The sequence below is a fragment of the Vreelandella vilamensis genome (assembly GCF_031451755.1).
Lineage (GTDB): Bacteria > Pseudomonadota > Gammaproteobacteria > Pseudomonadales > Halomonadaceae > Vreelandella > Vreelandella vilamensis.
Map to the genome: position 1 here is coordinate 83,557 of NZ_JARWAN010000003.1, position 13,247 is coordinate 96,803.

General features: G+C 54.7%; 14 protein-coding genes. 9 read left to right on the forward strand and 5 right to left on the reverse strand.

Annotation, left to right across the window (positions count from 1 at the left end):
- Positions 1 to 91: 91 nt before the first annotated feature.
- The gene (gene clpS / locus QC823_RS02690) at positions 92 to 415 is read right to left on the reverse strand and encodes an ATP-dependent Clp protease adapter ClpS (RefSeq protein WP_309654818.1); all 324 of its coding nucleotides are present in this window, start codon (positions 413 to 415) and stop codon (positions 92 to 94) included.
- A 161-nt stretch (positions 416 to 576) separates the two neighbouring features.
- On the reverse strand, positions 577 to 1,833 hold the full coding sequence (gene icd / locus QC823_RS02695; RefSeq protein ID WP_309654819.1) for an NADP-dependent isocitrate dehydrogenase: 1,257 nt from the start codon (positions 1,831 to 1,833) through the stop codon (positions 577 to 579).
- Positions 1,834 to 1,968: 135 nt separating this feature from the next.
- On the opposite strand from icd, the gene QC823_RS02700 reads away from it, so the two are divergent.
- From QC823_RS02700 to QC823_RS02735, 8 genes are all read left to right on the forward strand, one after another.
- Positions 1,969 to 2,580, forward strand: a complete 612-nt coding sequence (locus QC823_RS02700; protein ID WP_309654820.1) for a pseudouridine synthase — start codon at positions 1,969 to 1,971, stop codon at positions 2,578 to 2,580.
- The gene (locus QC823_RS02705; RefSeq protein WP_309654821.1) at positions 2,577 to 3,026 is read left to right on the forward strand and encodes an NUDIX domain-containing protein; all 450 of its coding nucleotides are present in this window, start codon (positions 2,577 to 2,579) and stop codon (positions 3,024 to 3,026) included. The genes QC823_RS02700 and QC823_RS02705 overlap by 4 nt, the downstream gene beginning before the upstream one ends.
- A gap of 130 nt (positions 3,027 to 3,156) precedes the next feature.
- Positions 3,157 to 4,269 (forward strand): tRNA 2-thiouridine(34) synthase MnmA, encoded by a 1,113-nt coding sequence (mnmA, locus tag QC823_RS02710; RefSeq protein WP_309654822.1) that lies wholly within the window; start codon positions 3,157 to 3,159, stop codon positions 4,267 to 4,269.
- Entirely contained in the window at positions 4,266 to 4,907 is a 642-nt protein-coding gene (gene hflD / locus QC823_RS02715; RefSeq protein ID WP_309654823.1) for a high frequency lysogenization protein HflD, read from the forward strand. The genes mnmA and hflD overlap by 4 nt, the downstream gene beginning before the upstream one ends.
- Positions 4,908 to 4,998: 91 nt before the next feature.
- Positions 4,999 to 6,384 carry an adenylosuccinate lyase gene (purB, locus tag QC823_RS02720; protein ID WP_309654930.1) on the forward strand — a complete coding sequence of 462 codons (1,386 nt, stop codon included), beginning with the start codon at positions 4,999 to 5,001 and terminating at the stop codon, positions 6,382 to 6,384.
- 56 nt (positions 6,385 to 6,440) lie between these two features.
- Entirely contained in the window at positions 6,441 to 7,616 is a 1,176-nt protein-coding gene (locus QC823_RS02725) for a JmjC domain-containing protein (RefSeq protein ID WP_309654824.1), read from the forward strand.
- Positions 7,617 to 7,907: 291 nt separating this feature from the next.
- Positions 7,908 to 9,503, forward strand: a complete 1,596-nt coding sequence (locus QC823_RS02730; protein WP_309654825.1) for an isocitrate lyase — start codon at positions 7,908 to 7,910, stop codon at positions 9,501 to 9,503.
- 179 nt (positions 9,504 to 9,682) lie between these two features.
- Entirely contained in the window at positions 9,683 to 10,150 is a 468-nt protein-coding gene (locus tag QC823_RS02735) for an outer membrane lipoprotein (RefSeq protein ID WP_309654826.1), read from the forward strand.
- Between the two features lie 133 nt (positions 10,151 to 10,283).
- On the opposite strand, the gene QC823_RS02740 is transcribed toward QC823_RS02735, so the two are convergent.
- Positions 10,284 to 10,565, reverse strand: coding sequence for a hypothetical protein (locus tag QC823_RS02740; RefSeq protein ID WP_309654827.1), 282 nt, complete (start codon positions 10,563 to 10,565; stop codon positions 10,284 to 10,286).
- Positions 10,566 to 10,746: 181 nt separating this feature from the next.
- Between QC823_RS02740 and QC823_RS02745 the strand changes: the two genes are divergently transcribed.
- Positions 10,747 to 11,229, forward strand: a complete 483-nt coding sequence (locus QC823_RS02745; protein WP_309654828.1) for an FKBP-type peptidyl-prolyl cis-trans isomerase — start codon at positions 10,747 to 10,749, stop codon at positions 11,227 to 11,229.
- A 125-nt stretch (positions 11,230 to 11,354) separates the two neighbouring features.
- Here QC823_RS02745 and QC823_RS02750 read toward each other — a convergent pair whose 3' ends face one another.
- Positions 11,355 to 12,539: an MFS transporter gene (locus QC823_RS02750; RefSeq protein WP_309654829.1), complete on the reverse strand. Its 1,185-nt coding sequence runs from the start codon at positions 12,537 to 12,539 to the stop codon at positions 11,355 to 11,357.
- Positions 12,540 to 12,573: 34 nt separating this feature from the next.
- Complete coding sequence (locus QC823_RS02755; RefSeq protein WP_309654931.1) at positions 12,574 to 13,137, reverse strand: NlpC/P60 family protein; 564 nt, start codon at positions 13,135 to 13,137, stop codon at positions 12,574 to 12,576.
- Between the last annotated feature and the right edge of the window lie 110 nt (positions 13,138 to 13,247).

Genomic DNA, 13,247 nt, shown 5'->3' on the forward strand with positions numbered 1-13,247 from the left:
TAAGTCGGATCGGTGTAATCGACCGGCACTTTTTAACATCGGGTACAAAACGCGTGGTTGCAAGCCTCGGGCGCAAAAATGTTCAACGCTTTCAGTCTGCCGCTTCGATATCACACATGAGCGGATGCTCGCATTCACGCGCATACTCATTCACTTGATAACTCTTTGTCTCAGCAATGTCACGGGTAAAAATCCCGCACGTCGCTTTGCCTTGCGTGTGGACCGCCAGCATGATCTGTACGGCTTTTTCGTGCTCCATGCAGAAAAATTCCTGCAGCACTTCAATCACAAATTCCATCGGTGTGTAGTCGTCGTTATGCAAAACGACTTTAAACATCGGCGGCTTGGCAAGTTCCGGATCCGCCGTCTCTATCGCTAAATCCGGATCATCGTCAGGCGATGTAGGGCGCGTCATACCCGCGTATGGGCAGTTGAGTTGATTCGTTTTTAACATAGTGTAGTTATCGACACTGTTAGGCGTAAAAGGGTTCAGTAAGGCACTTAAATTAGCACAGTGCCCCACATAAAAAACCCCCGCCCGCAACGCGGACGAGGGTTTTAAGCTCGATAACGCAATTACATGTTATCGGCGACGGCCTGACCAAACTCAGAGCACTTAAGAAGCTTCGCGTCATCCATCAGGCGATGGAAGTCATAGGTGACTTCGCCCTTGGAGATGGCTTTTTCTACGCCCTTAAGCACCAAGTCGGCAGCTTCAACCCAACCCATGTGGCGCAGCATCATCTCAGCAGAGAGAATGAGCGAGCCAGGGTTTACTTTGTCCTGTCCGGCGTACTTCGGTGCGGTGCCGTGCGTCGCTTCGAACATGGCCACGGCGTCAGCGAGGTTAGCACCCGGTGCGATACCAATGCCGCCCACTTCTGCTGCCAGCGCGTCGGAGAGGTAATCGCCGTTCAAGTTCAGGGTGGCGATAACGTCGTACTCGGCTGGGCGCAGAAGAATCTGCTGCAGCATCGCGTCAGCAATTACGTCTTTAATGACGATTTCTTTGCCGGTTTTCGGGTTCTTCATGGTCATCCACGGGCCGCCGTCGAGCAGTTCAGCACCGAACTCCTCTTTCGCCAGCTCATAGCCCCAATCTTTAAAGGCGCCTTCAGTGAACTTCATGATGTTGCCTTTGTGCACCAGCGTCAGCGACTCGCGGTCGTTGTCGATGGTGTACTGCAGCGCTTGGCGAACCAGACGCTTAGTACCTTCAACGGAAACCGGCTTGACGCCGATGCCGCAGTTCTCTGGGAAGCGGATGTTTTGAACGCCCATCTCTTCGCGCAGGAACTTGATAACCTTGTCGGCTTCCGGCGTACCCGCCTTCCACTCGATACCGGCATAGATGTCTTCGGAGTTTTCGCGGAAGATCACCATGTCAACGTCGGCCGGCTTTTTCACCGGGCTCGGCACGCCTTCAAACCAACGCACCGGACGCTGGCAAACATAGAGGTCAAGCTTTTGACGCAGCGCCACGTTCAGCGAGCGGATACCGCCGCCTACCGGCGTGGTTAGCGGGCCTTTAATAGAGACAACGTAGTCCTTTACGGCTTCCAGCGTCTCTTCCGGCAACCAAGTGTCGGGGTCGTAAACCTGCGTTGCTTTTTCACCGGCGAATACTTCCATCCAGTGAATTTTACGCTCGCCGTTATAGGCTTTCTGCACGGCACTATCGATAGCAATTTTCATCGCCGGCGTCACATCAGCACCAATGCCATCACCTTCGATGAACGGAATAATCGGCTCATTTGGCACGTTCAGCGTGTTATCGGCATTGACGGTAATCTTTTCACCGCCTTCAGGAACTACAATTTTCTGGAAACCCATAGAGAACTCCCCTGTCTTATCGGTTCAGTGGAGCGCAAATTGTAGCATCTCACCGACCCGGCGGAGTAGCCTTACCACAGCGAACCGTTCTAAAGTCGAGTATTTCCCCGTTTGACGACCGATACGACCTATCTTATGAGCCACCTATACTTGCTGCACAAACCCTATCGCGTATTAAGCCAATTCAGCGATACCGAGGGGCGCACCACATTAGCTGACCACATTGATATTAAAGCGATTTATCCCGCTGGACGATTAGACTACGACTCGGAAGGATTACTGCTATTAAGCGCCGACGGTACGCTAATTCATCGCATTACCCACCCCAAACACAAACAACCCAAGACCTACTGGGTGCAGGTGGAGGGCGACATTGATGAAACCGCACTACAGGCGCTTCGCCAAGGCGTTACGCTCAAAGATGGCCCCACACGTCCAGCGAAAGCGCAGCAGCTAAGCGACCCGGATATACCCCCGCGCCAGCCACTGATTGACCCTAAGCGCCACCCGGTCACCAGCTGGCTCTCACTTACCATTACCGAAGGGCGTAACCGTCAGGTAAGGCGCATGACGGCGCACGTAGGCTTCCCTACCTTGCGCTTGATCCGCGTGGCGATCGGCCCCTGGCAGCTAGACGGCTTGGCGCCAGGTGAGTGGCGCCGTGAAGTGCTCCACGCGCCCAAGCCCCCGAAATCAACACATCCAAAGCCCAAGTCAAGGCACAAGCGTCGGAGTGTTTCGCCATGAGTTTGCACACCACCGTTGCCTGCGTAATTCGACGCCACGCTCGCTACTTAGTCGTGGAGGAAGCGCGTGGGGGCCCTGAAACAGTGTTCAATCAGCCGGCCGGGCACGTCGAGCCCGGCGAAGGGCCTCTTGCGGCCATTGTCCGCGAGGTTCAAGAAGAAACTGCTTGGGATATCCAGCTGACCGGCTACCTAGGGCTCTACGTTTTCCATACAGCAAGCGGACTGACGTTTCATAGCCATGCTTTCACAGCGGAGCCTATACACTTTCGCGACACGCCATTAGATAACGATATCACCGCCACCCACTGGCTCACCCGGGAAGAGCTTCACGCTTTAAACGCCCAAGGCCGGCTGCGCAGCCCCTTGGTACTCACTCGTATCGAGGACGCCCACGCGGGGACTATTCACCCACTCAACGTTATTCATGAATCACCCTGTTTTTGAACTGAAACGTTTTGAATCGCACCGTTTTTGAACCTCATCGTTTCGCTCTTGGATGGTAAGGCTCGAAGCGTATTGGCCGCATCGTGTATAATCCTTCCGCATTTGTCGCCCACTCCAATCGAGGATGCCCATGACATCCACCCAAGGCAAAGTGATCGTCGGCATGTCCGGCGGCGTCGATTCTTCCGTGTCCGCACTCCTCCTCCTGCAACAAGGGTATGAGGTTGAGGGCCTGTTTATGAAAAATTGGGATGAAGACGACGGCAGCGAATACTGCACGGCCAAAGATGACTTGCTCGACGCCGCGGTGGTATGCAAAAAACTGGGGATTCCCCTGCATACGGCCAACTTTGCGGCTGAGTATTGGGATAACGTTTTCGAGCATTTTTTGGCCGAGTACAAGGCGGGACGCACGCCCAACCCGGATATTCTGTGCAACCGCGAAATCAAGTTTAAAGTTTTTCTCGACTACGCGGAAAAGCTCGGCGCCGACATGATCGCGACCGGACACTACGTTCGTCAGGGCATCCGCAATGGACGCCCAAGACTGCTCAAGGGGCTCGACCCCAACAAAGACCAGAGCTACTTCCTACACGCCGTACCGGAAGCCGCCATTGCGCGCACGTTGTTCCCGGTGGGCGAACTGGAAAAGCCCGCCGTTCGCGCGCTGGCTGAGCAGCACCAGTTAATTACGGCGAAGAAAAAAGACTCCACCGGTATCTGTTTCATCGGCGAGCGGCGTTTTAGCGACTTTCTCAAGCGCTATCTCCCCGCCCAGCCGGGCAAGGTGGAAACGCCCGAGGGCGATGTGATCGGCGATCACATGGGGCTGATGTATTACACCCTCGGCCAGCGCCAGGGCTTGGGCATCGGCGGCTTGGCCAACTACTCGGAAGCGCCCTGGTACGTCGCCGTTAAAGATTTAGAGCGCAATGTGTTAATTGCCGTACAAGGCAAGCATCACCCGTTACTTTATTCAGATTCGCTCGCGACTGAACCTATGGAGTGGGTAGCGGGCGAAGCGCCTGCACGCGAGGGGCGCTTTACCGCGAAAATTCGCTACCGTCAGAGCGACCGCGCTTGCTCACTTATCAGCCACGATGACGGCAGTGTCGACGTCCATTTTGATGAACCGCAGCGCGCGGTAACGCCGGGACAGTCACTGGTCATCTACGACGGCGATATCTGCCTTGGTGGCGGTGTGATTCGCACTACTTGGAACGCCCAGGAGGCGGCTGCATGACGACAACGACACCGATTCACCGCGCCCCAGATAATCCTGCCGCGCGCCAAGCGCTGGCGCTGGCCGGCGTATTCCAAGCCGCAAGCCTGGTGGATGAGCTAGCCCGCACTGGGCAAGTGGACCAGCGCGCCTGGGATACGTTAATTCAGGCTACCGTGGACACCAATCCCGACAGTTTTGAAGCGATATACGGTGGTCACCCTAATAATTTACGCCGCGGCCTGGACATGCTCGAGGCACTGGTTGGCCGCAAGCAAGCTGACCCCGTGGTGCTGCGCTACGGTTTCTCGCTTTTGCTACTGATGAATCAGCTACGTAAAAACGACAACATGATGGACCAACTCGGCGACAAGCTCAGTCATGTGCAGCACCAAGCCGAGCACTTTGGTAGCACCCATGAGAATGTCATCGCAAGTCTTGGGGAAGCCTATCAAGAAACTCTCTCGACATTTAAAACCCGTATTGTGGTGCAGGGCGACCCTTCCATGCTGCAAAGCCGCATGATGCCCGAGCGCGTGCGTGCCTGCCTTATGGCGGGCATCCGTTTTGCGCTGCTGTGGCACCAGCAAGGCGGGCGTCGCTGGAAGCTGATCTTTCAGCGCAAAGCACTGCGCCGCGCGCTCGATGACTTAAGCTAACGCCACGCAATCGACACTTACTGCCGACCCTTTTGTTCACAATCTATCGCTTACGACCTGGAACCCCACGCCCATGCAACTCTCTGCTCCCATGCAACTCTCTGCTCTTACGGCTCTTTCTCCCGTTGACGGCCGCTACGGCGCCAAAGCCGCCAACCTGCGCGAACACTTTAGCGAATTTGGCTTGATCCGCGCCCGCGTAATTGTCGAAGTACGTTGGCTTGAGCGTCTTGCCGAGCACCCCCAAATCACCGAAGTGCCGCCGCTTTCCGCCGAGGCCACTGCCTTTTTGGAAGCCTTGATTCGGGATTTCTCGCTGGAAGACGCCGAGCGTATTAAAGAGATCGAGCGCACCACCAATCACGACGTTAAAGCGGTGGAGTACTTTCTCAAAGAGAAGATTGCCGGCCAGCCGGAGCTGCATGCGGTCACCGAGTTCATTCATTTCGCTTGCACCAGCGAAGATATCAACAACCTCTCCTACGGTGTCATGCTGGCCGATGGCTTGAATGCACTGCTACCTACCATGCACCAGGTCGCCGATGACATCGCGCAGCTCGCCTTTGAACATGCCGCGCAACCAATGCTCGCACGCACCCACGGCCAAACCGCAAGCCCCACCACCTTGGGTAAAGAGATGGCCAACGTCGCCTATCGCTTGAAACGTCAGCTCAAGCAGATCGAGCGCGTCGAGATTCTGGGTAAAATCAACGGCGCCGTCGGCAACTACAATGCGCATTTAACCACCTACCCTGAAGTCGATTGGCAAGCCAATGCGCAAACCTTTGTCGAAGGCCTGGGGCTTACGTTTAACCCTTACACCACCCAAATCGAACCGCACGACTACATTGCCGAGCTCTTCGACGCCGTGTGTCGCTTCAACACCATCTTGATCGACTTTGACCGTGACGTTTGGGGCTATATTTCGCTTGGGTATTTCAAACAAAAAACCGTCGAGGGCGAAATTGGTTCTTCCACCATGCCGCACAAAGTCAATCCCATCGACTTCGAAAATTCCGAGGGCAATTTAGGGCTAGCCAATGCGGTACTCGGCCACTTGGCGCAAAAACTCCCGATTTCACGCTGGCAGCGCGACCTCACTGACTCCACGGTACTGCGTAACTTAGGCGTTGGCCTCGCCTACGGGGTGATTGCCTACCACGCCTCGCTCAAAGGCATTAGCAAGCTGGAAGCCAATCCTGAGCGCCTGGCGGCCGATTTGGATAACAGCTGGGAAGTGCTCGCCGAGCCGATTCAAACCGTCATGCGTCGCTACGGCATTGAAAAGCCATACGAAAAACTCAAAGAACTCACGCGAGGTAAGCGCATCGACCAAGTCGGCTTTGCCACCTTTATTGACACATTGGCGCTCCCCGACGATGTGAAACACGAATTAAAGGCGCTTAGCCCCGCGCGCTATATTGGCAACGCTGAAACTCAGGCAAAAGCGCTGATTGCTGAGCTTGACGCGCTGTAAGCCTTTTATCTGCCACTTTTTTATCCGCCACTTTTTTATTTTGAAAGGATACTGCCATGAGCCACCGCGACACGCCGCTAACGCTGCTGGGCGATTTAACCCCGGCCGAATTTATGGCTGAGTATTGGCAACAGAAGCCGCTGTTGATCCGCGGGGCTTTCCCAGATTTTTTACCCCCCCTGGACCCGGATGAACTTGCCGGGCTCGCCTGCGAGGAAGGCATCGAAGCACGCCTGGTGGAAGAAAATGGCCCGGATGGCCCGTGGCAGGTCTCACACGGCCCCTTCGATGAGGCCACTTTTGAGCGCCTACCTGAAGAAAACTGGAGCCTTTTGGTCCAAGCGGTGGATCACTACGTGCCTTCTGTCGCATCGTTGATGGAGGCGTTTGATTTTCTCCCCCGCTGGCGCCTTGACGATATTATGATCAGTTATGCCCCGCCGGGTGGCAGCGTCGGCCCTCACGTCGATCAATACGATGTCTTTTTGCTACAAGCCAGCGGCGAGCGACGTTGGCAGCTGGGCGGTAAAGCCCCCGATGATGCGCCGATCATCTCTGGCATCGACCTGCGCATTCTGCAGACGTTTGAGATTGAAGCGGATTCGGATTGGGTACTAGAGCCCGGCGATATGCTCTACTTGCCGCCGGGCTGGGCTCACCACGGCGTCAGCCAATCCGATGATTGCATGACCATTTCCTTGGGCTTTCGCGCCCCTTCTGCCGACGAAGCGATCACCTCGTACGCTGACTACCTCGGCGAGCAGCTGCCGCCCTCGCGCCGTTACCACGATGCAGGGATGGCACCGGCGGAGGATGCTAGCAAAATCGACGATGCCGCCCTTGAGCGCATGCGCCGGCTGATCCTTGATACGCTGGATGACCCGGCGCAAATGAGCCAATGGTTTGGTCGCGTAATGACGCAACCCAAGTACGTGGATCAGCTAATTCCCCACGACCCGCCGCTCACCGACGCAGAGCTTGTTGCCGCGCTACAAGACGCGCCATTGCATCACGCCCCGGGGTCTCGCTTTGCGTGGCGCACCGATAATGGGGTCACAACGCTGTTTGTCGATGGCGACGGTTACACCTGCACACAGGCACTTGCCCAGCGTGTGGCGGATCCCAGCCCCCTTAATAGTGATGTCCTCAATCTGCCGGATGCCAACGATTTACTCACTCAACTGGTCAATGCTGGCAGCCTCTACTGGCAGTTAGCGGATGACGAGGAATAACTGCCTGGGAATATGACTACCGTTTCACCGCATGAGCGCCCCTTGGTGTAGTCGGGTTACAACGTTGTCTGCCCCCAAGGGGCAATTGCTGCACTGCAATCAATCAGGGATAGTAGGTCTATCGCAGCGCCACCTGGCCTGCCCAGTAAACCTCTGTACGCGGCAGCAGCACGTTAGACTTTTTATTTAAAGACAGTGCCGCGGGAATCGAGGATGCTGGTATCAACTTCGCAGGTGCAGCATAAATCATGCTAACCTGCGACTCACTATCTTGACCCTGAGGAAAAGCTCATGACTGGACTACTCGACGAAATCAAATCCCTCGCTCAAATGCGCGAAGCGCAAGGCGGCAAGTGGGATAACATCACGCCGGAATACGCTGCACGTATGCGTAGCCAGAACCGTTTCCACACGGGTCTGGATATCGCACGCTACACGGCCAAGATTATGCGTGAAGACATGGCGGCTTACGATGCTGACACCTCAAAGTACACTCAGTCACTGGGCTGCTGGCACGGGTTTATCGGCCAGCAAAAGCTGATTTCGATCAAAAAGCATTTCAACACCACCAAGCGTAGTTACCTCTATCTATCCGGATGGATGGTCGCCGCGCTGCGCTCTGAGTTTGGCCCGCTGCCCGATCAGTCCATGCACGAGAAAACGTCAGTCGCCGACTTGATCGAAGAGCTTTACACCTTTTTAAAGCAAGCCGACGCGTGGGAGCTTAACCACCTATTCCGTGCGCTGGACGATGCACAGCAAGCCGGTGATAAGGCGCAAGCACAAGAGTTAATCAGCAAAATCGACAACTATGAGACGCATATTGTCCCGATCATTGCCGACATCGACGCCGGTTTCGGTAACGCTGAAGCGACTTATCTGCTGGCTAAGAAGTTCATCGAAGCGGGTGCTTGCTGTATCCAGCTAGAAAACCAAGTCTCCGATGAGAAGCAGTGTGGCCACCAGGACGGCAAAGTAACCGTGCCGCATGAAGACTTCATCGCCAAAATCAACGCTGTTCGCTACGCTTTCCTCGAACTGGGCGTAGAAGATGGTGTGATCGTGGCCCGCACCGACTCTCTCGGGGCTGGTTTGACCCAGAAAATCGCCGTGACTAACGAGCCGGGCGATTTAGGTGACCAATACAACAGCTACCTCGATGGCGACGAAATCGAAAGCGCCTCCGACATCAACAACGGCGATGTGGTGATTAAGCAAAACGGCAAGCTGGTCAAGGTTAAGCGCTTAGCTTCTGGCCTCTTCCAGTTCAAGCCGGGTACGGGTGAAGACCGCGTGGTACTGGACTGCATTACCAGCCTGCAAAACGGCGCTGACCTTTTGTGGATCGAGACCGAGAAGCCTCACGTTGGCCAAATTGCCGGTATGGTTAACCGTATCCGCGAAGTTTGCCCGGATGCCAAGCTGGTTTACAACAACTCGCCGTCGTTCAACTGGACCCTTAACTTCCGTCAGCAAGTATTCGACGCCTGGAAAGAAGAAGGCAAAGACGTTTCTGCCTACGAGCGCGAAAAGCTGATGGCGCCCGAGTACGACGACACCGAACTTGGCAAGCTGGCCGACGAGTGGACGCGCAACTTCCAGCGTGATGGCGCTCGCGAAGCGGGTATCTTCCACCACCTGATCACCCTGCCGACGTATCACACAGCGGCTCTCTCCACCGATAACCTGGCCAAGGGCTACTTCGGTGACGAAGGGATGTTGGCTTACGTCGCGGGTGTACAGCGTCAAGAAATTCGTCAGGGTATCGCTACCGTTAGACACCAAGACATGGCCGGCTCCAACATCGGTGACGACCACAAAGAGTTCTTCCACGGCGATGCGGCCCTAAAAGCGGGCGGTAAAGACAACACCATGAACCAGTTTTAAGGGGTGCATAGCGCTGACAATACAGCGCGAATGATTTACAAAGGGGCTCTTCGGGCCCCTTTTCTGTTAAGACTAATCTGTTAAGACTAACCTCCCCGTTCTTTGCACATTGTCCTATACACTACTGAGGGCACAATATTCTATTATGATGAGATACATAATATGGACTGGAGATTTTCATGAAACACTTACTTCCCATTGCTGCCTTTAGTCTCTTGACGCTCGCCGGCTGTGCGAATACTTCCCCATATTCGGGTGACGTGTATAGCGGCAATCAAGCCAAATCGAGCCAGAATGTCACCTACGGCACACTCGTGGCGATTCGACCGGTGCAAATTCAAGCCGATAGCCGCACCGGCAACCTGCTCGGCGGTGGCGGCGGTGCAATTATTGGCGGGCTTTTAGGTCGCCAGGTCGGGGGTGGTAGTGGTCGTGATTTAGCCACCGTTGCCGGTGCGCTAGGCGGCGCCATGGCGGGGACCGCTGCAGAAGACGCCTCTAACCGCATCAACGCCTGGGAAATGGAGATTCGTACCGACTCAGGGGAAGACGTGGTTGTCGTACAGCGTGCCGACCGTCAGTTTGAGGCTGGTCAACGCGTACGTTTGATTGGCAGTGGCCGTAACGTTCAGGTCGCGCCTTACTAACATCTTGCCGCGCCATCACGGGCTTTAAACACGAAAATAAAAAAAAACCGGCATATGCAACATGCCGGTTTTTTAGGTTTAGCTTCATTAACGCTTATAACAATTCTCATAACCCAGAGCAGGGCCAAGAGGTTTAGAATTCAGCTTTACCCGCCGCTGAGCGCGCCACCTTAGCCACTATCAAACCAATAATTGTCAGCAAGATAGTGACCAACAACACATCAACCGGTCGTACCAACGTTGTAGAACCGAGCACAGCCAGCGCAATGACCCAAAGCATGCGATTTTCACCGTGCGTTTTCAGCACTTCAGGCAGCATTTTATCGAGCCCACGGCTGACGCTAATGTCCCAACGTTTATTGGCAAAATAAAAAATCAGGACAAACGCAATTAGCCAAAGTACAAAGATTGTCATAGCACGCTCCACAAGATAGTGAGTGGTCAGTCAAAAAGAGTGGCATTAGGGTATCCCTGGTCATAGCACGGCGCAATACCGCCAACGTTTAAAGCCATATGAAAATCTTCCCGACCCCCTGACAAATGCCCTTTTTCCGCGTTACCATGGCAAAGACATGCACTCACCGAAAGGTTCTTAAATGCAAATTGCGCAAAACTCGGTTGTCGCGTTCCACTACACCCTAACCAACGATGAAGGTGAGGTGCTGGACAGTTCCGAAGGCCGCGAACCGCTTACCTATCTCCACGGGGCGGGCAACATTATTCCCGGCTTGGAAAAAGAGCTAGAAGGACGTGACGTTGGCGAGAAACTGGTAGTAAAGGTTTCGCCGGAAGAAGGCTACGGTGAAGTTCAAGAGCAGTTGATGCAAGAAGTCCCGCGCGATGCTTTCCAAGGTGTTGAAAGCGTTGAGCCCGGCATGCAGTTCCAAGCTCAAACGCAAGGCGGCCCGTTGATGGTCACCGTTAAGAAGGTCGAAGGCGACACTGTCGTTGTGGATGGTAACCATCCGCTCGCCGGTCAAAAGCTTAACTTTGACGTTGAAATCGCCGAAGTACGCGAAGCCAGCGAAGAAGAAATTGAACACGGTCATGTACACGGCGAAGGCGGCGTTGAGCACTAAACGCTCATTCACTGCTTACTAGTACAGCTTGCTAGTTCAAAAAGAGCGGCCTCTTCACGACGCCGCTCTTTTTTTATCTGTTGTTTATATAAACCGTTTCTATAAACCGATTGCTGACTGATACGTCAGAGCACCCGACGCTCAAACCGCCACAGCGCAAAAGCGATAGCAAGCGTGACACTCAGCAGTACCCATGAGCCCCAAGCAACGCCTTGCCAACCATTCCAGCGCCAAAAAGGCTCAAGCCAAAAGCCGCCTAAGCTCGCGCCCACATAATAAAATACTAAATAAAGCGCGGACGCACTCCCCCGCGCGCCTTGGGCATAACGCCCTACCCAGCTTGATGCCAGTGAATGCGCGAGAAAAAAACCAAACGCATTAATGGTGAGCCCCAGAACGATAAGCAACAGCGAATCAGCGAGCGTTACCAGCGTTCCGAGCATCAAAATCACGATCCCCAGCATCATGCAGCGCGCTGGCGACATCTTAGCGGCAAAACGCCCTGAGAGCGTCGAGCCTATCGTGCCGCCGAGATACGTCAAAAAAATCAGCCCTAAACTGCTGGCAGCCAGTTGATACGGCGCATCCGCCAAGCGAAAAGTAATGTAGCTGTACTGATTAATAAATATCAAAAAGTTAATGCCACCCAGCCCGTAAGCCGCCAGCAGTACGGGTGAGCGCAAGTGGCCGGCTAAATCACGCAGCGCGGTAGTAAAATGGAATGGCGTCGGCGTAAACGCGCGGCTAGTGGGCAGCAAGCGCCAAAAAAGAATACTGCCTAACAGCGTCAGCAGGCCCACGGTTAAAAAAGCGGCGCTTGGGCCGCCGATTTCGGCCATGCTGCCACCGACCACTCGCCCTCCAATCCCGCCTAAGGAATTCGCCCCAATATACAAGCCTACCGCACTTAACAGCGCCGGCTTATCGAACTCATCCCCCATCCAGGCAATCGCCACAGCGGGAAGTCCGCCAAGCACAAATCCTTGCAGCAGGCGTAGTGCCAATAGCATTTCAAAGTTAGGCGCAAACGCGAGTGCCAGCGAACACAGCCCTGACAGCAAAAGCGTGATGCGCATAATACTTTCGCGGCCAATCGCATCGGAAAGCGGACCGAATACCAGAAGGGAAAACGCCAGCGATAGCGTCGAGATCGACATGATCAAGCTCACGCCCAGCGTTGAGACGCCGTAAACTTCCTTTAACCCAGGCAGCAGGGGTTGCGGCGCGTACAGATTGATAAAAACCAATAAAGAACCCAAGCAAAGGGCTAACGTAGCGCGCCACCAAGCGGGTGATTTGGCTTCAATCATGCGAATCCTTGCTACACAGCCAACGTAACATGGACTACAACGTGCGGCTTAGCTGGGCTACGTGGGTCGGTTCTAGTGTGCGGCGGGCTTGCCAGTAGTAACGTTGCCAATAGCTGTTATCCAAGCGCGAGATGGTCACCCCCTGGGACGTCGAGGCGTGCAAAAAGTAGCCGTCTCCTACATAAACACCGACGTGCTGATACGGACCCGGTGGGCGGAAGAACACCAGATCGCCTGCTTGCAATGCCTGGCGGTCGATCTCGCGCCCCTCTTTGACCTGCCCATAGGTCGAGCGTGGAAGCTCTAAATCAAACGTATCGCGGTATATGTGCTGCACAAGCGCCGAGCAGTCGATCCCGTGTTCTGAATCACCACCCAACCGATACGGCGTTCCTGCCCAACTCTGGTGCTGCTCTAGCAGTGCTTGACGAATTAGCGTCGGTGGCGGCTCCTGCAAACTACGCAACTGCGCCACAGGGTTATCGACTGGCGACATCAAGGCATGACTGCCACCTGGCATACCGGGCAATTGCCGCGCAAAATAATCGTCCGGCGGTTCAGTGTGACGCGGACTCGAACCGGCACAGCCCGAAAGCATAAAAACAGCCGAACACAGCGCCACAATAGAAAACCTAGTGGATAGCGTCAACGCACCCATGCGATTAACCTCGTTATGAGTTAACGTAAAATCAAAGTTGTCACTATAAG

What these genes read in the sequence shown, in the direction of transcription:
- QC823_RS02745 (WP_309654828.1), top strand. Translation starts at nt 10,747, where the DNA reads ATGCAAATTGCGCAAAACTCGGTTGTCGCGTTCCACTACACCCTAACC.
- QC823_RS02730 (WP_309654825.1), top strand. Translation starts at nt 7,908, where the DNA reads ATGACTGGACTACTCGACGAAATCAAATCCCTCGCTCAAATGCGCGAA.
- QC823_RS02700 (WP_309654820.1), top strand. Translation starts at nt 1,969, where the DNA reads ATGAGCCACCTATACTTGCTGCACAAACCCTATCGCGTATTAAGCCAA.
- QC823_RS02740 (WP_309654827.1), bottom strand. Translation starts at nt 10,565, where the DNA reads ATGACAATCTTTGTACTTTGGCTAATTGCGTTTGTCCTGATTTTTTAT.
- clpS (WP_309654818.1), bottom strand. Translation starts at nt 415, where the DNA reads ATGACGCGCCCTACATCGCCTGACGATGATCCGGATTTAGCGATAGAG.
- QC823_RS02725 (WP_309654824.1), top strand. Translation starts at nt 6,441, where the DNA reads ATGAGCCACCGCGACACGCCGCTAACGCTGCTGGGCGATTTAACCCCG.
- hflD (WP_309654823.1), top strand. Translation starts at nt 4,266, where the DNA reads ATGACGACAACGACACCGATTCACCGCGCCCCAGATAATCCTGCCGCG.
- icd (WP_309654819.1), bottom strand. Translation starts at nt 1,833, where the DNA reads ATGGGTTTCCAGAAAATTGTAGTTCCTGAAGGCGGTGAAAAGATTACC.
- QC823_RS02735 (WP_309654826.1), top strand. Translation starts at nt 9,683, where the DNA reads ATGAAACACTTACTTCCCATTGCTGCCTTTAGTCTCTTGACGCTCGCC.
- purB (WP_309654930.1), top strand. Translation starts at nt 4,999, where the DNA reads ATGCAACTCTCTGCTCTTACGGCTCTTTCTCCCGTTGACGGCCGCTAC.
- QC823_RS02705 (WP_309654821.1), top strand. Translation starts at nt 2,577, where the DNA reads ATGAGTTTGCACACCACCGTTGCCTGCGTAATTCGACGCCACGCTCGC.
- mnmA (WP_309654822.1), top strand. Translation starts at nt 3,157, where the DNA reads ATGACATCCACCCAAGGCAAAGTGATCGTCGGCATGTCCGGCGGCGTC.
- QC823_RS02755 (WP_309654931.1), bottom strand. Translation starts at nt 13,137, where the DNA reads ATGCTTTCGGGCTGTGCCGGTTCGAGTCCGCGTCACACTGAACCGCCG.
- QC823_RS02750 (WP_309654829.1), bottom strand. Translation starts at nt 12,539, where the DNA reads ATGATTGAAGCCAAATCACCCGCTTGGTGGCGCGCTACGTTAGCCCTT.